General features: G+C 34.4%; 19 protein-coding genes, 4 tRNA genes and 1 pseudogene. 12 read left to right on the top strand and 12 right to left on the bottom strand.

The window, feature by feature from the left end; genetic code table 11:
* Nucleotides 1–20: 20 nt before the first annotated feature.
* From IPK14_23820 to IPK14_23780, 9 genes are all read right to left on the bottom strand, one after another.
* Nucleotides 21–3,335 (bottom strand): TonB-dependent receptor, encoded by a 3,315-nt coding sequence (locus tag IPK14_23820; GenBank protein ID MBK7996283.1) that lies wholly within the window; start codon nucleotides 3,333–3,335, stop codon nucleotides 21–23.
* Nucleotides 3,336–3,413: 78 nt separating this feature from the next.
* The gene (locus IPK14_23815; GenBank protein MBK7996282.1) at nucleotides 3,414–4,064 is read right to left on the bottom strand and encodes a TetR/AcrR family transcriptional regulator; all 651 of its coding nucleotides are present in this window, start codon (nucleotides 4,062–4,064) and stop codon (nucleotides 3,414–3,416) included.
* 67 nt (nucleotides 4,065–4,131) lie between these two features.
* Entirely contained in the window at nucleotides 4,132–4,401 is a 270-nt protein-coding gene (locus IPK14_23810; protein MBK7996281.1) for a hypothetical protein, read from the bottom strand.
* 17 nt (nucleotides 4,402–4,418) lie between these two features.
* The gene (locus IPK14_23805; protein ID MBK7996280.1) at nucleotides 4,419–7,055 is read right to left on the bottom strand and encodes a patatin-like phospholipase family protein; all 2,637 of its coding nucleotides are present in this window, start codon (nucleotides 7,053–7,055) and stop codon (nucleotides 4,419–4,421) included.
* A gap of 90 nt (nucleotides 7,056–7,145) precedes the next feature.
* A complete protein-coding gene (locus IPK14_23800) occupies nucleotides 7,146–7,796 on the bottom strand; it encodes a TetR/AcrR family transcriptional regulator (protein MBK7996279.1) in 651 nt (216 codons plus the stop codon).
* Between the two features lie 315 nt (nucleotides 7,797–8,111).
* Nucleotides 8,112–8,184: transfer RNA gene (locus tag IPK14_23795), tRNA-Lys, on the bottom strand.
* An 11-nt stretch (nucleotides 8,185–8,195) separates the two neighbouring features.
* Nucleotides 8,196–8,269 (bottom strand) — tRNA-Asn (locus IPK14_23790).
* A gap of 32 nt (nucleotides 8,270–8,301) precedes the next feature.
* Nucleotides 8,302–8,384, bottom strand: a tRNA-Ser gene (locus IPK14_23785).
* An 8-nt stretch (nucleotides 8,385–8,392) separates the two neighbouring features.
* Nucleotides 8,393–8,464 (bottom strand) — tRNA-Trp (locus IPK14_23780).
* An 873-nt stretch (nucleotides 8,465–9,337) separates the two neighbouring features.
* On the opposite strand from IPK14_23780, the gene IPK14_23775 reads away from it, so the two are divergent.
* The 11 genes and pseudogenes from IPK14_23775 (at nucleotide 9,338) to IPK14_23725 (ending at nucleotide 18,770) form a co-directional block, all read left to right on the top strand.
* Nucleotides 9,338–9,808, top strand: coding sequence for a PaaI family thioesterase (locus IPK14_23775; GenBank protein ID MBK7996278.1), 471 nt, complete (start codon nucleotides 9,338–9,340; stop codon nucleotides 9,806–9,808).
* Between the two features lie 22 nt (nucleotides 9,809–9,830).
* Nucleotides 9,831–10,040, top strand: coding sequence for a hypothetical protein (locus IPK14_23770; GenBank protein MBK7996277.1), 210 nt, complete (start codon nucleotides 9,831–9,833; stop codon nucleotides 10,038–10,040).
* 82 nt (nucleotides 10,041–10,122) lie between these two features.
* A complete protein-coding gene (locus IPK14_23765; protein MBK7996276.1) occupies nucleotides 10,123–10,641 on the top strand; it encodes a hypothetical protein in 519 nt (172 codons plus the stop codon).
* A gap of 57 nt (nucleotides 10,642–10,698) precedes the next feature.
* Entirely contained in the window at nucleotides 10,699–11,952 is a 1,254-nt protein-coding gene (locus tag IPK14_23760; protein ID MBK7996275.1) for a DUF1800 domain-containing protein, read from the top strand.
* On the top strand, nucleotides 11,927–12,121 hold the full coding sequence (locus IPK14_23755; GenBank protein ID MBK7996274.1) for a hypothetical protein: 195 nt from the start codon (nucleotides 11,927–11,929) through the stop codon (nucleotides 12,119–12,121). The genes IPK14_23760 and IPK14_23755 overlap by 26 nt, the downstream gene beginning before the upstream one ends.
* A gap of 21 nt (nucleotides 12,122–12,142) precedes the next feature.
* Nucleotides 12,143–13,288: a DUF1501 domain-containing protein gene (locus IPK14_23750; protein MBK7996273.1), complete on the top strand. Its 1,146-nt coding sequence runs from the start codon at nucleotides 12,143–12,145 to the stop codon at nucleotides 13,286–13,288.
* 49 nt (nucleotides 13,289–13,337) lie between these two features.
* Complete coding sequence (locus IPK14_23745) at nucleotides 13,338–13,922, top strand: sigma-70 family RNA polymerase sigma factor (protein MBK7996272.1); 585 nt, start codon at nucleotides 13,338–13,340, stop codon at nucleotides 13,920–13,922.
* Nucleotides 13,912–14,505, top strand: a complete 594-nt coding sequence (locus IPK14_23740; GenBank protein ID MBK7996271.1) for a zf-HC2 domain-containing protein — start codon at nucleotides 13,912–13,914, stop codon at nucleotides 14,503–14,505. Before IPK14_23745 ends, IPK14_23740 begins: the two co-directional genes overlap by 11 nt.
* Nucleotides 14,502–14,993: a hypothetical protein gene (locus tag IPK14_23735; GenBank protein MBK7996270.1), complete on the top strand. Its 492-nt coding sequence runs from the start codon at nucleotides 14,502–14,504 to the stop codon at nucleotides 14,991–14,993. The genes IPK14_23740 and IPK14_23735 overlap by 4 nt, the downstream gene beginning before the upstream one ends.
* Before the next feature lie 296 nt (nucleotides 14,994–15,289).
* Nucleotides 15,290–17,405: pseudogene (locus tag IPK14_23730) on the top strand (hypothetical protein).
* Nucleotides 17,406–17,909: 504 nt separating this feature from the next.
* Nucleotides 17,910–18,770 carry a BACON domain-containing protein gene (locus IPK14_23725; protein ID MBK7996269.1) on the top strand — a complete coding sequence of 287 codons (861 nt, stop codon included), beginning with the start codon at nucleotides 17,910–17,912 and terminating at the stop codon, nucleotides 18,768–18,770.
* Between the two features lie 68 nt (nucleotides 18,771–18,838).
* Here the strand turns inward: IPK14_23725 and IPK14_23720 are convergent, their stop codons facing one another.
* Both IPK14_23720 and IPK14_23715 read right to left on the bottom strand, forming a co-directional pair.
* Complete coding sequence (locus tag IPK14_23720; protein ID MBK7996268.1) at nucleotides 18,839–19,195, bottom strand: nitrous oxide-stimulated promoter family protein; 357 nt, start codon at nucleotides 19,193–19,195, stop codon at nucleotides 18,839–18,841.
* A gap of 237 nt (nucleotides 19,196–19,432) precedes the next feature.
* Nucleotides 19,433–19,873: a hypothetical protein gene (locus IPK14_23715; protein ID MBK7996267.1), complete on the bottom strand. Its 441-nt coding sequence runs from the start codon at nucleotides 19,871–19,873 to the stop codon at nucleotides 19,433–19,435.
* A 152-nt stretch (nucleotides 19,874–20,025) separates the two neighbouring features.
* Between IPK14_23715 and IPK14_23710 the strand changes: the two genes are divergently transcribed.
* The gene (locus IPK14_23710; GenBank protein ID MBK7996266.1) at nucleotides 20,026–20,820 is read left to right on the top strand and encodes a class I SAM-dependent methyltransferase; all 795 of its coding nucleotides are present in this window, start codon (nucleotides 20,026–20,028) and stop codon (nucleotides 20,818–20,820) included.
* Between the two features lie 5 nt (nucleotides 20,821–20,825).
* Here IPK14_23710 and IPK14_23705 read toward each other — a convergent pair whose 3' ends face one another.
* Nucleotides 20,826–22,775 carry an NAD(+) synthase gene (locus IPK14_23705; protein ID MBK7996265.1) on the bottom strand — a complete coding sequence of 650 codons (1,950 nt, stop codon included), beginning with the start codon at nucleotides 22,773–22,775 and terminating at the stop codon, nucleotides 20,826–20,828.
* Nucleotides 22,776–23,095: the final 320 nt, after the last annotated feature.

Genomic DNA, 23,095 nt, shown 5'->3' with positions numbered 1-23,095 from the left:
ACCCTACTTCTATGAGGCACCTAGAAACTGAGTTTTAACGCAAATTGAATTACACGAGGCCCGCTTCTAGTTGAAGTAATTCGGCCAAATGTTGAAGGAATAGCAATATTGCTATTTGGGTTAGAGAAGTTAACTGTGTTAAAAGCATTAAAAAATTCTGTACGAAATTCAACATTAAAACTTTCTCTAACAGGGATAAATTTAACAATTGAAATGTCTAAGTTCTTTTGCCCTGGGCCAATCAAGGTATTACGCCCAACAGTACCAAAAGGAGCATTTCCATCAAAGAATGGATTTAGAGTTGTACCAACTAAAACTTGTCTGGATGGAACAAAAGCTGAGGTATTAAAGAAGCCATTAAGACGGTCTTTAACATCACCTGAAACTTCTGGATTTGCACCATTAACAACATTAGCTCTTTGCAAAATAAAGTTGCTAGGTGCGTCAACAATTGTAAATGGAAGTCCTGATTGTAGAGTTAAAATTCCGCTAACTTGCCAACCATTTACTAATTTACTAGCTAATTTAGATTGAACATTAAATTTTGGTAAGTCATAAACACCACTAAAAACAAAGCGGTTTCTTCGGTCAAAATCTGAAAGTCCACGATTGCTACCAGTGTTAAATTGGTCTCCAGGTACGCCAGCCAATTCATTAATTGCACCACCAGAATAATTATCTATTGACTTTCCTACAGTGTAAGAAGCTAAAAATTGTAGCCCTTTGCTAAACTGCTTAGTAACACTAAGTTGGAAAGAATCAAAATGAGAGGTAGAGCTAGACTGTACTTGTTGAATACCTCCAGCAGGATTCTTTTGTGTAGAAAGAAATGGGCCTAATGGCAAGGTAAATTGTCTAGTGACAGGGTTAAAAACAGGCTGATTTAAGCTAACTACTTGTAGTAATTTCGTTCCTTTTGAGCCAACATAGCCAAATTCTAAAAGTAAGTCATTTCTTACTGCATATTGAATATTAAGGTTATATTGTTGGACATAAGGAGTACGGAAATTAGGATCAAGGAAAATGCCGCTAATTGGTGTTCCAAGAAGTGATGGAACTGTTGGAATAACAGGAAAAGCTGTTGGTTGGGGAACAGGAGCAAAAGGAGATGCTAAAGGTCTACCAACAGCAGTAGCTAGAGAAAAGAAAGGAAAATTCAAGACTTGAGTATTAATTGAACGTGTAGAAACACGGTCAAAATAAATACCATAACCCCCACGAATAACAACTTTATCGCTATTAAAAGGTTTGTAGGCAAAACCAAACCGAGGTGCAATATTATTTAAGTCATTATCAATTAATGAATCTGAAACTAAAGGAACTCCTGCAATAGGATTTTGTGCATTTCCTGCTTGGACAAAACCATTTGGAGGTTGAGCAATTGCTGTAACTGAACCATTCTTAAATTGCTCAGGAAGAAAATTAATTAAGCGTCCTTGTTGTTCTGTTGGATTACCAAAAAATTCGTAACGAATACCAAGATTTAAGGTTAGTCGATTATTAACTTTAATATCATCTTGAGCAAAAGCACTAAATTCATTAACTCTTAATGCACGATCAAACACACCTGAACCAAGTAAAGAAATAGATTGACCTGCTAAAAAGCTAGCAAAGGTTGGGAAAACTAATTGACCACGAGTAAAAGCATTAAAGAAAAAGTTAACTTGTGAGCGACGATATTCAGCACCTAAACGCAGACGATGCCGTCCAGCAGTAATTGAAAGTGTATCGCTATAAGTAAAGGTATTAATTGCTGAAGATTGATCAGCAAAAGGAGAAGATCCTAATGTAAAAAGCCCTACTACTTGAATTGTAGGCAAACCAGAATATAAATTACTTGTTGGGCTATCAATACCAAATTGTTTAGCTGTAAAAGGCTCTTGAGGCTCAGAAGTAACTCGAATACGATTATAACCAAAACGAGCTTGATTAACTATATTTGGACTAAAAATATAAGTATCACTTAAAGAAACTACTCGATTAATTAAATCTAATTCTCCACCAAATCCAGGAAGTTGAGTTGGGCCGTTGCCTAAACCAGCAAAATTAAAATTACCTTGAGTGAATGGATTATTAGCTGAAAACACTTTGCCTGTAAAATTATGTTTTTCATTAATTTTAAGGTCAACATTGATATTAAACTGGTCTTCTTGAAAACGAGAAATTGCTGAAATAGGAGTTAGTCCGCTTGCTGTTGTTGGAGAAGGAATAATAAATTGACCATTAGGCAACCGTGCTTGTAAAAGCGAAACTGCAATAGGACTAATCAAAGTTGCAGGTAGTCCAAATGCAGCCGCCAAACCTGTAGCAGTGCGATTGCTATCTGTTAAGCCAACAGGAATAACAGGAAAAGTTAAACTATTGCTTAAAGATGCTCCATTACGTTCACGTGTACCTTGGTAAGATCCAAAAAAGAAAGCTCTATCACGAACAATTGGCCCACCTAAAGTAAAACCAAATTGATTTTTTGTTAAAATAGGTTTTCTTTGACCTGCACTATTTAGAAAGAAATCATTAGCATTTAATGAACGATTGCGCAAAAATTCATAAGCATTACCATGAAAACTATTTGTTCCTGATTTAGTTACCGCTTCAACGTTACCACCTGCATTGCGACCATTAGAGGAATCATACAAACTTGTTTGAACAATAAATTCTTGAATTGAATCTGTTGCAGGAACTGCAATATTAGGAGTGGAATTTGTTCCAATAGAATTAGCATCTACGCCATTAATTCGGACACTATTGCTAGTTGTACGTTGACCATTGACAGATATAATAGCATCGCCTCGGCCTAGATCTGTATTATTAGAAAGGTTTGCTGATGTGCCTGCTGATAAAGTAAGTAGTTGTTGAAAATTTCGTGTAGGTAGAGGTAATTGGCGCAAAGTTCGTTCGTCTACGTTGCGGCCTAGTTGGGTAGATTCTGATTGTACTAATGGAGGTGTTGCTGTTATGGTGACAACTTCTGAAACTGTTGCTGGTTCTAATGCAACTTTTAATGAAGTAACTTGAGTAATATTTACTGGAACATCTTGTAAAACTACACCCTTAAAACCTTCTACGCTTACTGTAACTGTGTATTTACCTGTAGGAAGCAATCTAACAGTAAATATTCCTGATTCATTTGCAATAACTTCTCTCTCTACGCCTGTATCTTGATTTTTAATTGATACACTAACACCAGCTACAGCAGCACCTGTTTGATCAGAAATTAATCCGCTTATGTCGCCTGTTGTGCCTTGCGCATAAGCACTAGAACTAAATATAGTTGTTTGCATTGGTACAAACAAAGATACTAAAAAAAATATTGCTATAACTCTATATTTATACATTTTCCTCTCCCAGATCTATTTTATTATTCAAAGTATAAAAACGAACGAACGTTTTTTATTAAAGTAAAAAAATAAGAATTAATTATTAGACAGATTTTTTTCTAAAGCTGAAGCGGACAAAAGGCCGCGACAAAATAATTTACTTAATTTTAGTATTGCTTCATCATCAGTTATGCCTAGATGACGATTACCACCAAAAAGTTTTTCAATAAGAAAATAGTTAAGAAATTGCAAATAAGCAACCGTAAAACCCAAAGCTGGGTCAACTTCATCATTAAGCAATTTTTGTTTTTTTAATCTATAAAAATGTTGGTCAAAGCGTTGACCAAATCTTTTTGAAAGTCCCGCAAAAAACTTGCGGCAATGTTGGTTTTCAAATTCTAACACATCAATATACATCAATAACCAAAACTCATAGTGATCTTCTACTACCTTTTGCAAGAGTTTACCAAGTTTAACAAAATTTTCTGGTAGCAGTGGTTCTTCTATTTGAGAAAACATGTTATCAAATCTTTCAGTAATTACTTCTTCATAACTGCTAATTAAGGATTCTAAAATATCTTCTTTAGTTTTGTAGTAGTTATAAAGATTACCTAAAGATATGCCAGCCTTTTCTGCTATTTGACGGATAGATGTTCCGTGAAAACCATGTTTAATAAATAGTAACTTTGCTGCTTGTTCTATATTAGCTTTTTTTTCTGCTATTATTTCTCGGCTAAGTTTTGGCATAATTAAAAACGAACGAACGTATTTTATAAATATATAAATATCTTGTCAACAAAAAAAAGTTAAAAACTTACTGTTTATTAACAAAATTTTTTTCTTCTGTTGACTCGGTTATTTCTGTTGTTAGGCTGGTTATTTTACAAGAGTTTGTTAACTTGGTTAAATTAGACAAATTTATCAAAGTTTCTTGAAAGTAAACAGAAGCATCTAAATAGTTGTTAAATATGGCTTTAGTTGGCTCGGAATAAGTTTTTGTAGCTAAAAGTTCAATAGTTATTTTTGCACAAGCTTCTAGGCTTGAATCTTTAATTATTTGAAAAATATTAAAAGGTTGGCTCATAAAATTTCCTATTTTTATTAAATTCCAAAAGGATTAGCATATTTTTGATAATCAACTAAAACATCTTTTAATCGATAAACTAAATCATCAAAAGAAGCATCATCAGCTAACCAATTTTCTAGCCTATCTTTACCTAAAGTTATGTTATGTTCTTGACCATTATTAGATCTGAAAGCCACTTTATCACTATCTGCTAAACGCTCAATTGTCCAATCCACGCCGTTTAAGCTAAATTCACGAGAAAAGCTTGTTTCTTTAGGAAAAGGCTTAAGATTAGAAGCACTTTTTGTAGGGTCATTTAGATTACCAAAAATTTGTTGGAAAAATTGATCTGTTAATTGATAGGTTTGCTTGTCAAGTTCTGGGTCAATTTTATTGTCATATTGGTAATCAACTACATTATCTTGCTCAACAAAATTTTTTAGATTCCAAGTAGGCACATTTAAGACAAAAACCCCTGTTGGCGGATTATTCCGTTGCTTAAAATTACGGGCTTCTTGTGCGCTATCTAAATAAAGTTTTACTCCTATTTGAGTATTTCCTAAAGTTGTAAATGAAGTTAAATTGCCTGCTGTAAAAGGCTTTGGTGTAGCATTGTTAAGTTTAGCATTAGGATTATTAGTATTTGGCATTTGAAGTTTTAGAGCAATTTCTGGAAGATCATTTTTTTGATAACCTATTGGAAGATTATTTATCATTCCACCATCAACTAAGCGAATTGTGCGACCTGTAGCAACATCAACAAAATCAACAGGTTCAAAAGATCCTGGCACAGCAGCCGAAGCCGTCATAGCCATTGCAACTGGAGTGTTAGGAGTAGTTTCTTTGCTAAAAACAAAAATTCTGTCTTCTAAATTTGTCATATCATTTGGAGCTTGGCTATCTGAGAGTTTAGTAGCCCCAATATAAAGAGGAATTTTTAAGTCAGCAAAAGTAACCGGACGATCTGTTATACCTGTAACTTCTCGTAATTTTTGATCCATATAGCGGTAAAACTCGCGTCCTGTAGTTAAACCTGAACTAGGAAGCAGATTAACTTCAAGAAATTTTTTGATCTGTGGATCTTTTGATATTTCATCAGCTTTACTTGGGCTAAGCCCAGCAGCAATAAAGGCAGCATTAATTGAGCCAGCAGAAACTCCGCTTACACTTGCTGGAACAATTCCAAGGTTATACATTTCTGACACTGCGGCAGCATGTCTTTTTCCAAAACCTCCACCACCCTCAAAGCTAACATGTACTGGCACAGGTTCACCATTATTTGCTGGAATGCCTGCTTTAGAGCGATTTTCCGAGACAATCGATTTATATTCATCTAATGAGCGAGCAATAACTTTTTGCCCTGTTTTACTCTTAAATTCAACTTGTCCATTTAGGTCTTCACCAAAAAGCAGCTTTTTTACTTCAGGTGGATTAATATCTATTGGTTTATTGAGGCTAGAGCCAGGAAAATTTTTAGCTGTAACTTGTCCTTTATCTAAATCTCCTGCAACAAAATTTGTTGCTAGCAGCATCTCCCCTGCTCTAGGAGCATTATCTAAATCATAGCCATAGGTTTGCTGCAATTTTATTTTAGCTGTTTCATCCCCTCCTTGAGCAAGCTTAATGGTTTGACGTAAATCATTTGTATTTTGCACCAGCAAGCTTTTAGGGATGGATTTACCTTTTGGATTAAAATCAGGAAATAGAATTGATTTGGTTAAGTTTTGTAAACTTTGGTAATAAGCTTTTACTATTGGTTCTGTATATTCATTAGGATAATTAAATTTATAAATAGCTTCTAAAATATCATCACTTTTTGCTAAGTCTAAAAAAGATGTTTTTAAGCTATCAACTTGAGCATCAGAAAATACAGATAAATTATCAGCAATAGTTTTAGATTTGCTATTTAGTTCATTAACTTGTTGGCTTAAACTACTTTGATATTCGCTGCTTGATTGTGAAATTTTATTTGGCGTATTTTGGATTTTATCAAAAGAATTTAATACACCAAAAATTGCAAAAGCATTACCATTGCTTAAGTCTTTGGCAGATTTATAAAGATTTGTCGCACCAATCTTTATTTCTTGAAGATTTTTATGGGTGCTATAAAGAAAATCGTTTGTTAAATTGCCAATTTTAGAAATAGTTTCTTTTGTTTGTTGGTTAAACTGGTTTATTTCTAAGGTTTTTGTAATAAGTAACTCAGGGTTATTATTTTTTATTTCTAAGGTTTTTGTTGATATTTTAACTGCTTGATTTTTAATATTATCAATAAATTTTGCAACATTATTTCTTAATAAATTACAATTATCTACTACTTTATTAGAGTACTTGTTAGTGCCTTTTTCTAGCCTTTCAGAAATCTGTAATAAATTTTTAATTACTACTTGTACTTTATAATCTGTTGTGGATGGCGAAGTCTCTTTTAAGAAATTGTTGTTTTGTTTAACTAAATTAATATCATTAGCTACATTTGTTAGTTTATAGGTTAATTCTGATTTAATTTTTTGACTATTAAAATCATTTTTTGTTTGAGAAACTGGAATAATTTTATTATTAAATACTGCTTCTGAAGAATTAATATTTTCTTCTAATTCTATATTGTTAGTAGCTAATTTTGAGGCATTATCTAATTGGTTTATTGAATAGTCACTTACTTTGTTGATTTTCATTAAAACCCCTCAACAGTCAAACAAAATGAACGTCCGTTCTTTGTACCAAAAAAGGTTTAGAGAGTCAACAAAAAATCTTGGTTTTATTTCTTATTTTTTAATTGAAAATTTTTCTAAAGCTTTAGGTCGGAAAATAGCCCGGCTAAAAATTTCACTTAGTTTAACAATAGCCTCATCATCTGATATTCCTAAGTGATTATTTCCGCCAAAAAGTTTTTCAATCAAAAAATAATTAAAAAACTGTAAATAAGCTACTGTAAAACCTACTGCAGGGTCTATATCACCATTTACATCTTCATCACTTTTAAGTTTAGAAAAATGTTTAGAAAAGCGTTTAGAAAGGCGTTCAGACAGATTTTCAAACATTTTGCGACAATGGCGGTTTTCAAATTCTAGTACATCAATATACATCAATAACCAAAATTCATAATGTTCAGCTACTAGAGCTTGGACTTTTTTACCAAAATTTATCAAATTATCTGGTAGTAATGGTTCTTCAACATCATCAAAGATTTCTTTCAATTTAGTATTAATAATTAGTTCATATTTATTAATTATTGATTCAAGAATATCTTCTTTTGTTTTATAGTAATTATAAAGATTACCTAAAGATACATCTGCTTGAGCAGCAATAAGCCGCATAGACGTTCCATGAAAGCCATGTTTAATAAAAAGTTGTTTTGCTGCTTCTTCAATATGTTCTTTATTTCCCTCAATAGTTTCTTGTGTTAATTTTGGCATAGTTTTAATTCTAGGTTTTGTAATTATTTTGTATAATCAAAATCAAGTTATACAAAATTTAATTTATAGTTTTTAGTATATTATTATTTTTTACTTTTATTATTTTTAATGGTAGTAGCTGTGCTATCTTTACTTAAAATAACATATAAGAGCATTTATTTTAAGTTAGTTAAGCATATTAGATTTTATAAAACAGAGTAAAGAAACTTGCAAGTTTTTGTTACTTGTTTATTTATCAAGGTTTAGACAAAGTATTTTAGATTTTGGCTAAATTCTGTGGTTAATAAGCAAGAAAAGTCACTAGGTATAAATTTATGGATCAGACGGGACTCGAACCCGCAACATTCTGCTTAAACGGCAGATACTCTACCAATTGAGCTACTGACCCAAACAAAGAGACGGAACCGACGGGACTTGAACCCGCAACGGCTTGATTAACATTTCAAGGCTCTGGCCGGTTGAGCTACGGCTCCAAAAACTCTTTTTGTATCCTTACAAAACTTAACGGAGAGTGAGAGACTCGAACTCTCATGTGCGCTAACACCACAATTTTCAAGACTGTTGCCCTACCAATTAGGCGAACTCTCCAACTAAAACAGAAGCACTAGGATTTGAACCCAGACCAACGGTTTTGGAGACCGTAATGCTAACCATTACACCATGCTCCTAAATTAAAAATATTATTTTTAATATATTTTCTGCTAATATTTATAATATATTTTCAAATATTATTGCAAGTCTTTTTTTATAATTTTTAAGAAGTTTTTCCGGATAATTTATTGATAATAAAGAACTTAGTTAATACAAACACTAATAGTTTACAGAAGCGTTTTTTAGGTCAAACACTTCCATTAAACTTGTTTTAATTTTAGTTATAGTTAAGTAATCTAATAACCATAAGGAAATTACTTAACTATAATTTCAACCACAACAAAAAATTTTGTGGTTAAAAAGTAAAGGAGCAAGTAAAACTTGTTTACCCGCTCCTACTTTCCCTAAAATTTGAGTCTTGAATTTATTTTTGAGAGTTGGGAGCGGGAATCCGCTCCCGCGATGTTATCTTTGTCGTTCAGTCCATCCAAAATCTAAATATCTATTTGCTATTATCGCGCTAAGGCCATTCGGACGACTTGAGGACATATTCAGTGAACTTGGGTTGGCACAGATACCCAATAAAGCACCAATGGCTAGGCCGCGACCGCTCTTTGTGGCCGTAGTAGCTATAGGTTTGGGTTGTTGGTGCTGTTTGAGTAACATAGTTAAATTTATTAATCCATTATTGATAATTTAAGAAATCTGTCTTTTGGTTGACAGACACTACAGTTTAGTAGAAAGCTCTATTTACTGTCAACTAGAAATTTTTTATTTTTTAATTTTAATACCTAAAATTTATCTAAACCTTGATTTGTTATTAGCTGCTTTCTAAGGAGAATCAACTTGATGTTAATACTATTTTAGGTATATAAAAACGCTCATCCATTAGAAATCAACAAATATCTATTTAATAAACAAATTAGTAAGTTTTTTGAGGCACAAAAAAGATGGAAAATCAGGAAAAAAGTTTACAAGAACAGTATGCACCATTAAGTGCTTGTTTTCGCTGTGGGCCAGCAAACGATAAAGGACTGCGCATTCGTAGTTTTGTAGAAGGTGATGAAGTTATAGCAGAATGGACGGCATCAAGCCATCATGAAGCTTTTCCCGGTATGCTCAACGGTGGAATTATAGGTTCTTTGCTAGATTGTCATGCTAATTGGGCCGCCGCCTGGCATTTGATGAAACAGGCTAATGCAGAAAAACCACCTTGTACAGTAACGGCTGACTATGCAGTTAAATTGCTTCGCCCAACACCTACAGATGCAATAATAAAATTAACAGCTAAGGTAGTTGAATCAACAGAAGATCGGGCAGTTGTAGAAGCAAAATTAATTGCAAAAGAAAAAGTTTGTGCAACTTGCCGAGGCACTTTTGTTGCTGTAAAACCTGGACACCCTGCTTATCATCGTTGGTAGTATAATTTCTTAGGAGTATTTTATGAGTATAACTGATGAATATAAAGAAGCTATTAGAGCAATTCATGGCAATAAAGTAGCAGATAATTTAGATATTCAAATTAAAGATGGTTGGTATTATGTAACTTTTAATGAACTGCCTGAAAATGGCGGTGATGCGTCGGTTCGATATCGTAAAACACAACTTCAAGCTACAATTGCAAACTTAAAAACTAAAGCACAAGCCCAATAAATTTTTTATTTTTGCTGAATCCTTTTGTTAGAAAAGTTGTACTAGCTAACAACAATAAAACTTCTAACAGGAGGATAAAACAATGTCTATGGCTGATATGCTTGCAATTATTAGCGGACTTGTAATTTTAGGGTTTGCTTTCCCTTCACTACTTTTAATTATTAATTTATTCTTTCCATACCTAGTAAATATTAGTAAGCAACAAATTGTAGCAAAACCAATAGCTAACACTTTTCAAGGATTAGCTATATTTCTTGTATGTTTTTTTGCTCTAGCCATTTTTATTAATATTCCTGGCCCAGGTAAATTACTAGCTTTAGTAATTTTCTTAATTATGTTAAGTATTGCAATGATAGGGTTTGCTGGTTTAGTTAGTCATTTAGCAGCAAAATATCAAGATTTTTCTAAGTCTAACAAATCAGTAACGAATCTTTTTTATAGTGCTTTTTTCCTAGAACTCACTTTTGTTTTACCTTTTATTGGTTGGTTTGTAATGCTGCCTATCACATTTTTAATGTCTTTGACTGCTGGAACTAAAGCTTTAATACAAAACAGCAAAAGCCTACCTGTAGCAACTTCATCAAGCCCAGAACTTATTTAATTTACAACCATTTAAACAAATAACTTTTATAAATTTAAGCTTTGGAGCTATAACTTTATGAAGCGAAGAAATTTTTTACAAGCTATTGGTTTGGCTAGTTTAGCCCTTATGTCTACGGCCTGTGAACAAGCCCCTTGGTTAGTTGGGCAAGCTAATATGCCAACAACTAAAATTATTAATTGGAATAATAGTAGCCAAGAAAAATTAGCAATGCACTTGCTAAAACGTTTAACTTATGGAGCAAATAGTCAAGACTTAGAAATAGTTCTAGACAAAGGAATTAAAATCTTTATTGATGAACAACTTAGCCCTGAAACAATCATTGATAAGCGTACTGACTGGTTAATTAGACGTATTGACACCATTAATCTTAAAGCACCAGATATTTTTGCCCTAACAGCTAAACAAGCTATCAGCGATTTACGCCAAGCTACGATTTTAAGAGCAGTTTATAGCAATCGGCAGTTGCAAGAAGTAATGGTAGAGTTTTGGAGCGATCACTTTAATATTTATAGTGAAAAAGCTGATTGTGCTTGGCTAAAGGTTATTGATGACCGTGAAATTATTAGAAAACATGCTTTAGGCAAATTTAGCGATCTGCTTAAAGCTAGTGCGACTAGTCCAGCAATGCTTTCTTACTTAGATGGAAGTAACAATACAGTAAACAAAATTAATGAAAATTATGCTCGTGAACTATTGGAACTTCACACTTTAGGTGTTAATGGTGGTTACTCACAAACTGATGTAATAGAAGCAGCTAAAGCACTTACAGGATGGAAAAATAAAAAGACGTTTTGGCGTGGTAAAGTTGAATTAGAAACCTCTCAGCATGATTTTTCAGCAAAAACTATTTTAGAAAAAACTTTTAATGCTAATTCTAGCAGTGATTTAGAAGAGCTAATTGATTTAGTTAGCCATCATCCATCAACAGCCTGCTTTATTAGCAAAAAGCTTTGTCAACGTTTTGTTGGTGAAAAATTTAGCCAAGAGTTAGTTTTAGAAGTAGCAAAAAGATTTCAGGAAAGCAACAGTGATATTAAAGAAACGCTTCGAGTGCTTTTTAATTCTCAAGAATTTCTTAATGCTCCACCAAAATTTAAGCGTCCTTTTACTTATGCTATTTCTGTGCTAAGAGCAATAAATGCTGATTGCGATGGCAGTCAAATTTTACAGGATCATTTAGAAAATATGGGTCAACTTCCATTTAATTGGCCTACTCCAGATGGCTACTCTGACAAAGAACAACATTGGCAATCATATCTTTTGCCACGTTGGAATTTTGCTATTGCTGCGGCCAATAACCAAAATTAAAGGCACAACGGTTGATTTAGATTCTTTTGCTGTTAACCCTGCTGCTTTGGCTACCAACCTTGTCCAACGACAACTTACAGACATGGAAATGTCGGCTCTTCATCAAGCAAATAATGTTAATGATATGGTAGGGCTATTGCTTTGCTTACCAGAGTTTCAATATCAATAAACCATTGTAGGACAAAGACTTATGGATAATCAGACCTTAATATTAATTAATTTGCGTGGTGGGGCCGATGGGTTAAATATGATTGCCCCCTACAAAGAAGAAAATTACTATAACTTAAGACCTACCATAGCTTTAGCAAGACCTGATGAAAAGGACGGAGTGCTTGATTTAGATGGCTTTTTTGGCCTTCATCCAGCTTTAGCCCCGCTTTTACCACTTTATCAAAAGCAGCAACTAGCAATACTTCATGCTACAGGTTGGAAAGGACAAACTCATTCACATTTTGAAGCTTGGGAAGAAATCGAGCTAGGAATTACAGGACAAGAAAAACCTATAACAGGCTGGTTAGCCCGATATTTACAGTTACTTAACCAAAATGAGAAAAAGCAAAACGCGCTACAAACAATAAATTTTAGCTCCTGGCCTACAAAACTTTTTATTGGTTATCCTAGTACAAGTAAAATCTCTGAGTTATCAGACTTTTGTTTAAAAAGTAAAAATACTTCTAGTTTAATTTCAGCGTTAAAATTACTTTATCAATCTGATGATGTAAAAAGCTTTACTGCTTTAATAACAAACATAGGTCAACAAACCATCAACACATTAGAGGAAGTAAATAAAATACTTCAAAATCAAGAAACTAGCAGTTCAGAATATCCTAAAACCCGCTTTGGCAGTCAATTACAAAGCGTTGAACAGCTTATTCAAGCAAATATTGAGTTATCAGCCGTAAGTATAGACTTAAATGGATGGGACACCCATATTCTACAAGGAGGAGCAAAAGGACATATGGCAAATTTGCTTTTAGAATTGGCTAGCGGGATTGCAAGTTTTGCTAAAAACCTAAAAGACAAGTGGGAAAAAGTAGTTTTAGTTGTGATGACCGAGTTTGGGCGACGAGTAGCAGAAAATGGTAGCGGAGGCACAGAACATGGACAAGGCGGAGTAATGTTTTTTGCTGGTGGAAAAGTTAATGGCGGGCGTGTTTTTGGTGATTGGCCTGGGCTGTCAACAACTAGTTTATCTGGGCCGGGGGATTTAACTATCACAACTGACTTTCGCACAGCTTTAAGCGAAATTATAATGCCTCAAATTGGCAGTGTAGAAAAAATCTTCCCTAATTATCAAGTCACCCAAAATTTAGGAATTTTGTCAAACCAAGCTTAGGTAATATTTAAGTTATTTTAAGGGGGTTGGGGCTAAAACTCGCGCTTTTATGAATGAACTAGAACCGACTCCAAAAGCACAGCTAGAAGCAGAGTTACTAGCACAAATTCTTAAAGATGATCCTCAGGCTTTTGCACAGTTAGTAAAACAATTTCATAAGCGTGTTTATAGTATTACTTATAGGATGCTTGGTAATGTAGCAGAGGCAGAAGATTTATGCCAGGAAATTTTCTTACGAGTTTATCAAAATTTATCTAGTTATGACCCCAATTTACCGCTTGCACCTTGGATTTGTCGTATTGCAAGCAACACAACAATCAATTACTTAAAAAGGCGGACGCTTAAAACTGTGCCATTAGAAATAAATTTTAACAATGAGGAAAAAGAACGTCCCCTTGTTGACGAGCGTGCAACGCCAGAACAAGCACTGCTTGAAAGCAACCGTAACAAAAAATTGCAAGCAGCAATTTTAAGTTTGCCAGAAAACTATAGACTAGCATTTACACTCAAATATGTAGAAAACTTAACATCTGAAGAAATCGGGGAAATAATGAATATCCCTCGTAACACTATTAAAACTTGGTTGGTGCGGGCCCGTGAAGCCTTGAGAGGAAAGCTAATTGATGAACTGTGATCAAGTGCTACCTCTAATTTATGATTTAGTAGATGCTGATATATCAGCAAGTGATAAGCTATTGCTTGAAAAGCACTTAGCTAGCTGTGAAGCTTGCCAGGAGACATTAAAATCTATTGAATCAGCAGAAAAGTTTTATAAAGAAGAAGTTTTGCTCACTCCTGCATCAGACCTTTCTGACAGAATAAGCAACCAAGTTTGGTTACAAAAAAATGTAGTTTCACTAGAAGATAAACTTTCTCCTCGTCCAACTAAAAGTATTATTTATTACTTAAGTGCAATAGCAGCTAGTTTTGCAATTACTTTTTACTTACTAGGATCTTTACTAGTATCTCAAGCCATTAGCAAAATAGATTTTCTTGCTTTTTTTACTGATAAAAACTTAACTCCTAATTTTTCTACTTTAGGTGAATTAAATGAAACCAACTTAGGAATATTAAATTTACTAGCAAAAACTAATAGTCTATTTAGCAACTCAAGCACTGTAAAAGCTTTAGTTACAATCTTTATATTAGCTAGCTTACAGTTTACGTTAAATTACTTATTAACTCAAAATAAACCTAAACAGGATAAAAGTTTATGAATCCAGGTGCAGTACTTGCATTAATGTTTTTTTCTGTAATGTTTGGCTTAGGTTTAACAGCCGGTGCCTTAGCAGCTAGAGCTTGTTGGACAAATATTTCTGAAGAATTAGATATAGTTTTACTTAGTAGCTCAGGTCTAAAGAGATTTTTCTTAGGTATTATTAATACATTTATTTCCTTAGTTATAGTGATACTTACATCAAAATTGGGCCCATTAGGAATATTAGGTTTATTAGTTTTATTTTTAATAATGATTTTTGCTTTTATCGGCTTTGTTGCAGAGATTTCCCTTTGGGGTCGGCGTGTTTTAGCCCTACGTCAAGCAACTAGCTCGCTTTTTGCCCAAACCTTAGCAGGAGGTTTAACATTAAGTACAATTCTACTTTTGCCTTTTGTAGGGCAAACAATATTTTTTATTATTTTATTCCAAGGACTTGGAACAAGCATTTATTGGCTATTTCAACGTAAAAACTTAGCTAAAACTTAAGCTTGGCAAATTACTTCAAATTATGAAATCTGTGATAGTTTAAGTTAAAAAATTAAGGTCTATTTTGATCTATCGTTAAGATTTTGTTAAAAAAGCTGCCTAAAACCTAAACTAAAATCTAATTTTTAAGAAATTAGTAACCCCATTTTTTACAAATAATTAGAAAAATTTCTTAAAAAATTTTTAACTAAATGGTTTGCATCTATAAGCTATTTAGTTATTATTAAGTATTTTGAAATCAAACTAATCAAACTAATCAAGTTTTTTTAATATGTTTTTATGTTAGGAGAAGTTTTATGGCGAATAAAAAACTAACTAAAGGGGAAATTAAAAAACCCTTTAAGTTTTTAGTTACACTCTTTAGTGTTTTATTTCTTGTAAGCGGATTTACATTTTTTATAGATGGAATATCTGCTGCAAAACTAGGTAAAACACCTGGCAAATTCCAAGGTAATTTAACTACCCTTGACCAGGAAAAAGTCATTTCTGATGATGGTTTATGGCAAAAGATTGATAGAACCAACTTAAATAACATCCAAAGTCCTGCAATAAATATACAACCTGATAAATTTCATTTAGTTGAATTAAATAAAAATGTTCTTAAACAAATATTAGCAAGCGCACCTTTAGAAAATAGTGAGCTAGCAGCCAGTACCCGTCAAGTAATGTCACTTCCAATGCCTGATGGCAGTTTTGGGCATTTTACTATAGTTGAATCTCCTATGATGGAAAGCGGTTTAGCGGCTGAATTTCCAGAAATTAAAACCTATTCTGGTTATGGAATTGATGATCCTACAGCTTATGTAAGATTTGATGTTACATCGGCAGGCTTTCATGGCAATGATTCGCTCAGCAAATGGCCTTGTTCTAATAGACCCTCAAACAACTAACAACACAGATGCTTATATTAGCTATTCAAGAAGTGATGTTAACAGTATCCGTCAAGCTAAGTGTTTAGTTAAAGGTGATGGTTTAGATATTAGTAAAGTTGCGGAAAATGATGGCTCTACTAATTTTGAGAATAAATCTTTAAGCAATCAAGATAGAGACAATTTTAATTTAAGCGTTGGGCCAACACTGCGAACTTATCGTTTAGCAGTTGGAGCAACAGCCGAATTTACTATATTTCATGGTGGTACTGTAACGGCTGGTATGAATGCTATTGTTACTATTATGAATCGTGTTAATGGAGTATATGAACAAGACCTAGGAATAAGAATGGTACTTGTTAATAATAACTCTCAACTTGTTTTTACTAATAGTGCTACAGATGGTTATTCAAACAATGATGGTTTCGCGCTTTTATCCCAGAATCAAACTAAAGTTGACAGTGTTATTGGCCCAGCCAATTATGATATTGGTCATGTGTTTAGCACAGGTGGAGGTGGTGTAGCTGGTTTAGGGGTAGTTTGTTTTGGTGGACAAAAAGCTAGAGGTGTAACAGGTTTACCAGATCCAATTGGAGATCCATTTGCAATTGACTTTGTTGCCCACGAAATGGGACATCAATTTGGTGCTAATCATACATTTAATGGTACTACTTCAAGCTGTGGTGGTGGAAATCGTAACTCATCAACAGCTTATGAACCTGGTAGCGGAACAACAATTATGGCTTATGCTGGTATTTGTGGTTCAGAAAATCTACAAAATAATAGCGACCCATATTTTCATGGTGCAAGTTTTGATGAAATTGTAAATTTTGTTACAAATTCTGGTACTTGCGGGGTGCAAAGTGCAACAAACAATGGCGCACCAGTAGTAGATGCAGGGCCTAATTTTACAATTCCTCAAGGCACCCCATTTACTTTAACTCCAACATCAGCTAGTGATCCAAATGGTGATGCCTTAACTTACTGTTGGGAACAATTTAACTTAGGTTCAGCATCTCCACCAAATACAGATAATGGTAATCGGCCAATATTTCGTTCTTTTAACCCAACTACAAGTTCATCAAGAACATTCCCAAGACTTACAAATATCTTAAATAATACTACTACTTTGGGTGAAGATCTCCCAACCACCAATAGAACATTAAATTTCCGTGTAACTGTGCGTGATAACCGTGCTAATGGTGGTGGTGTAAATAACGATAGTATGCAAGTAACTGTTAATGCGTCAGCCGGGCCATTTACAGTTACCCAACCTACTAGCAACACTGCTACAGGTGGTGGAACTCTAAATGTAACTTGGAATGTGGCTAATACCAATGCTGCTCCAGTAAATACTTCTAATGTAAGAATTTCTCTTTCAACAGATGGTGGAAATACATTTCCAACCATTCTAGCAGATAACACTCCAAATGATGGTTCACAAACTGTTACTTTGCCAAATGTCCAAACATCTAATGCTAGAATTAAAGTTGAAGCTGTAGGGAATATCTTTTTTGATATCTCTAACCCAAGCTTTACTATAAATGCTGGTGGTGGCCCTGTTTGTACATTTACTATCGACCCAACTAACGCTTCATTTACTTCAACAGGTGGAACAGGAAATATTACAGTAACAGCATCTGACCCATCTTGTGCTAGAACTGCTACTAGCAATGCTGCATTTATTACTGTTACTTCTGGTGCTAGCGGTACTGGCAGCGGTACAGTTAGTTACACTGTTGCAACCAACAGTTCTACTTCATCCAGAACTGGAACCATTACTGTTGCTGGTCAAACCTTTACTGTTAATCAAGCTGGTGCGGCGGCTCCTAATTGTACATTTACAATAAATCCAACAAATGCTTCATTTACTTCAACAGGTGGAACAGGAAATATTGCAGTAACGGCATCTGACCCATCTTGTGCTAGAACTGCTACTAGCAATGCTGCATTTATTACTGTTACTTCTGGTGCTAGCGGTACTGGCAGCGGTACAGTTAGTTACACTGTTGCAACCAACAGTTCTACTTCATCCAGAACTGGAACCATTACTGTTGCTGGTCAAACCTTTACTGTTAATCAAGCTGGTGCGCCTGGTTGTACATTTACCTTAAATCCAACAAGTGCTTCATTTGCAACAAGAGGCGGTTCTGGAAGTATAACAGTAACAGCATCTAGTTCAACTTGTGCTAGAACTGCTACTAGCAATGCTGCATTTATTACAATCACTTCTGGTGCTAGTGGTACTGGCAATGGTATTGTAGCTTACAGAGTTGCTGTTAATAATGGTGCGGCAAGAACAGGAACAATTACTGTTGGAGACCAAACCTTTACGATTAACCAAGCTGGTACTGGTGGCGGTGGTACTCCTAATTGTACATTTACAATAAATCCAACAAATGCTTCATTTACTTCAACAGGTGGAACAGGAAATATTACAGTAACAGCATCTGACCCATCTTGTGCTAGAACTGCTACTAGCAATGCTGCATTTATTACTGTTACTTCTGGTGCTAGTGGTACTGGCAGCGGTACAGTTAGTTACACTGTTGCAACCAACAGTTCTACTTCATCCAGAACTGGAACCATTACTGTTGCTGGTCAAACCTTTACTGTCACCCAAGCTGGAACTGGTGGCGGTGGTGCTTGTACATTTACAATAAATCCAACAAGTGCTTCACTTACATCAAGAGGTGGTTCTGGAAGCATAACAGTAACAGCATCTAGCTCAACTTGTGCTAGAACTGCTGTAAGTAATGCTGCATTTATTACTATTACTTCTGGTGCTAATGGTACTGGTAGCGGTATAGTAACTTACTCAGTTTCTCCTAATATTGCATCCCAAAGAACAGGGACTATAACTGTTGGTGGACAAACCTTTACTATTACTCAAGCTGGCAGATTTTAGATAAAGTCAAAATCTATCAGTAAGAGAATCTCTAAAAAAGAAGCTAGCAAATGCTAGCTTCTTTTTATTTAATCCCAAAAAATCCCCAAACTATTTTTTTTAAGTGAACCTGATCTTAAACTATCAAAATAGTGAAATAATGAAAGTAATGGATGATAGATTAGCATTCTTGGCCCGGAAAACTTCATTACCTGCTTAATTTTTTCTTTCATAACATTACTAAAACAATGAATCTCACATTTAGCACAAGAAGGTTTTTTATCTTTATGTGGGCAACGTATAATGCGATAAGACGCATAATCATAAATTTGTTTACATTCAGAACAGGAAGCAATATTACTTTGATGTTTTTCTTTGCAATATATTTCAATCATTGCTTTAACGGTTTTATTTTCCCTTTCTAGCCGTCCTTCTAGTAAAAACATTTTTTGTTCTCCTACCAATAGAATTTTTATTAGCATCAAACAAATTTCGTACCAAAGGCTATTTTCAAGTAATTAAAAGAGTTAACGCTAGTAGATAGTTTGTAAGATGTGCAGAACTACTCATTATTTTTAAGCTTTTGTGTAATTTTGCTTAAAACATTTTTACTTATTAAACAATAAAAAATGGGGATAAATAGATTTATCCCCAAAACAATTTCTAAACGAAATGAAAAATTTTTATTGTCCAAGCATTTGGCTAAATACTTGTATTACATTAAATAAACTACTAATAGAAAAGCTTTCATTTTCAGAAAAACGAATTGCATTAAGTAAAAAGACCATCGGCACAAACACATGCGCAATCATAATGTAAAACCAAGCTTTTTTAGAGTATTTTGGATTGCCTACTAAACAACCAAGTGTTCCCCAGTAAAAAATACAAAATATTGTTGGTATTAATATTGGCAGGCCCATTACCCTACCAAAAAGGCTACCCATCATCCAAGGTAGATAAACCATAAATAAATAAAAGATTAAAAAATAAAAATTGCCTAATAACCAAAGTAATATTTTCCCAATTACTGGCATTTGCAACATTGCTGGCATAGAACCAATTGCTAGACCACATAAGACAGCCAATGGATTAGTTGGCTTTTTATTATCGCTATCAAGTGCCATAATTTGCTCCTTGTTGTTTAATATATTAAAAGTTTGGCCGATTGGATTTCATAGCAAGTTAGCAGCTTTTTTCCTTTTTGCCAATAGCCTTAACGATACAAAATTTATTTTTAACTTAACTTTTTAATTTATTTTCTGTGGTGATAAGTAAAATGCACAAAGCAAAACAAGAAGCAGTAAAACAATGGACAAATGACCCTTGTGGAATGTTAGCCGCTAAAGGCTTAAGTGTTGGAACTAGCGAATTTTATAAGCAAATAGATTATAACCGCTATCAAGAATATGCTCCATGGATGAAACAAGCTATTGAGTTTGAAAAATTTAGCGGCAAAAGTGTTTTAGAAATAGGTTTTGGTATGGGAACAGACCTTTTTAGCTTTGCCTCTGCTGGAGCAAAAGTTTATGGGGTTGACCTTTCTCCTCAACATTTAGAAATTGCTCGTAGCCGCTTTGCTCTCTATAATTTACCAGCAAATTTACAGCTTGCCGATACTGAATCTTTACCCTTTGAGGATAATACTTTTGATGTAGTTTATTCATTTGGCGTTATTCACCATACACCAGATACAGAAAAAGCCGTAGGTGAAATTTACCGCGTACTTAAACCTGGTGGACAAGCTATTTTAGCTGTTTATCATAAAACTTCTGTTTTTCATCTTTGTGTAATTGCTGGCTATTTGCTTCATAGAAGATTTTTAAAAGAATCTTACCAAGATACGCTTTCTCGTATTGAATACCGAGAAAATAGCGATGCTCGACCTTTAGTAAAACTTTATTCGCGCAAAGATTTTCAAAATTTGCTAAAACAATTTTCCCAAACACAAATAGAGTGTTTTCATTTAGATAAAACTCATTTTAGCTTTTTACAAACCCTTGTTCCTGATAGCTTGATCAAAAAATGGGAAAATAAATACGGTTGGTATTTATTAGCTAAAAGCTGGAAATAAGTAGCTTATTCTTTTTGTATTACCTTCAATGCTTCTAGCCAAACGCTTGGCACCGCGTCGCTTGGCATTCGCCAATCTCCACGCGGTGAAAGGCTAACCGAACCAACTTTGGGCCCGTCAGGTAAGCAACTACGCTTAAATTGTTGTCCAAAAAAGCGTTGGTAAAAGCTTTCTAGCCATTTTAATAAATCTTCTGATTTATATTTTTCTCCAAAAGCAATTTTAGCTAAAAATTGTATTTTGCTGGCTGGATAGCCATTTCTTAAAGTGTGAAAAATAAAAAAGTCTATTAATTCATAAGGGCCTATGATTTCTTCTGTTTTTTGCACAATTTTATCACTAGCATCTGGTGGCAGTAGTTCAGGGCTAATTGGTGTGTCTAAAATATCATGTAAAATTGCTTGTGTCGGCTTATCCATTTTGCTATCAGCTACCCATTTTACTAAGTGGCGAACTAGAGTTTTAGGAATACCTCCATTAACTCCATACATACTCATATGATCCCCATTATAAGTACACCAACCTAATGCAAGCTCTGATAAATCACCTGTACCAATTACAAATCCTAAATCCATTAAAATTAAAGTTCGCATTCGTGCTTGAGCATTTTCATAGGTAAGATTATGAATGCTTGGATCATGTCCAATATCCTTAAAATGTTGTGTTACACTATCAACAATAGAAATTTCTCTTAGACTAACTTCTAGCGATTCACAAAGTCGAATAGCATTTGACTTTGTGCGGCCAGTAGTTCCAAAGCCAGGCATTGTCACCGCTAAAATTTGTTTTCGTGAAATACCAAGTAAGTCAAAAGCACCTATCATTACAAGTAAAGCTAAAGTAGAGTCTAAGCCGCCGCTAATGCCAATTACAGCTTGCTTTAAGCCAAAATTATGTTGTAAATGTTCCAGGCGTTTGGCTAAACCTGCTACTTGAATATTAAAAATTACCTGACAGCGATGATCTCTTTGTGCATCATCGCCTGGCACAAAAGGATGTGAGTCAACGTGTCGCTTAAGTTCAGTTTTTGTAAAATCTAGCGGCTCACTATCAAAATAAATTGCTCGAAAAGCTTCTAATTCATCAGGAATAGTTTCCCCAAAGCTATTAGTCATTTCTCTTTCTCTAACCAGTCGTTCCAAATCTATATCAGCAATTGTTAAATAGCTATCGCGCCGGAAAAGCTGCGACTCGGCAAGCATTGAACCATTTTCTGCAATCATACAATGCCCTCCAAAAACCACATCTGTTGTTGACTCATGCGCTCCGCAACTAGTGTAAATATAAGCACAAATTCCACGTCCAGATTGTTGTACAACTAAAGGCTTGCGATATTCGGCTTTTCCTACAATTTCATTACTAGCCGAAAGATTCCCAATTACTGTAGCACCGTTTAAGACCATATGCGACGAAGGCGGGATAGGCATCCAAAGGTCTTCACAAATTTCAATACCAACTACAAAACTAGGGTTATTGCTAGCCTTAAATAATAAATCTGCGCCAAAAGGAATTTTTTCCCCTGCCAGGTAAAGTTCTGGATTAATTACACGTCTAGCAGATGCAAACCAGCGTGGCTCATAAAATTCTTTGTAGCCAGGAATACGTACTTTAGGGACTACACCTAAGACTTTTCCTTTGTGTAACACAGCAGCACAATTAAAAAGCTGGTTATCGGTTGAAATTGGCAAGCCTACTGCAATTAACATTGATAGCTCTTTAGTAGCCAAAGCCATTTCTAACAAAGCTTCTCTAGCTGCTTTTAAGAGTTCTCGCTGGAAAAATAAATCCCCGCAAGTATAACCTGTAATTGCTAGTTCTGGAAAAACCAACATTTGCACTTTTTCTTCTGCTGCTTTTTCGCACATCCTTAACATTTCCGCTAAATTGTACTTTACATCTGCAACCTTCATTTTTGGCGTAGCACATCCAACACGAACAAAACCATAACTAGACATAGAAAATCTCTCCTTAATTGGCAAAGCTAAATAACCAGGCTAATATGCAAACAGAGTTTACCTATTTTTAATTATTTTTGGAGATTTATTTATGGATAGCAGCAGTTTTAATCAAACTTGTAGTTATTTAAGACCTCAAGAAATGCTTCGAGTCCGTCTTATTACAGGCCGTGAGCTTACAGGCTTTTTTACTACGTTATAGTAAAGCTACTAGTTTGGATGGAAGCTTAGAACTAGAAACCCGTCAAGGAATTGTTCAATTGCTTTCTAGTTCTATTGAAAGCATTGATCTAGCAAACAACCAGCAAGCCTAAATTTTA

This window comes from Blastocatellia bacterium, from assembly GCA_016713405.1.
Classification (GTDB): Bacteria; Acidobacteriota; Blastocatellia; order Chloracidobacteriales; family JADJPF01; genus JADJPF01.
This window is presented reverse-complemented; position numbering and strand designations above follow the sequence as displayed.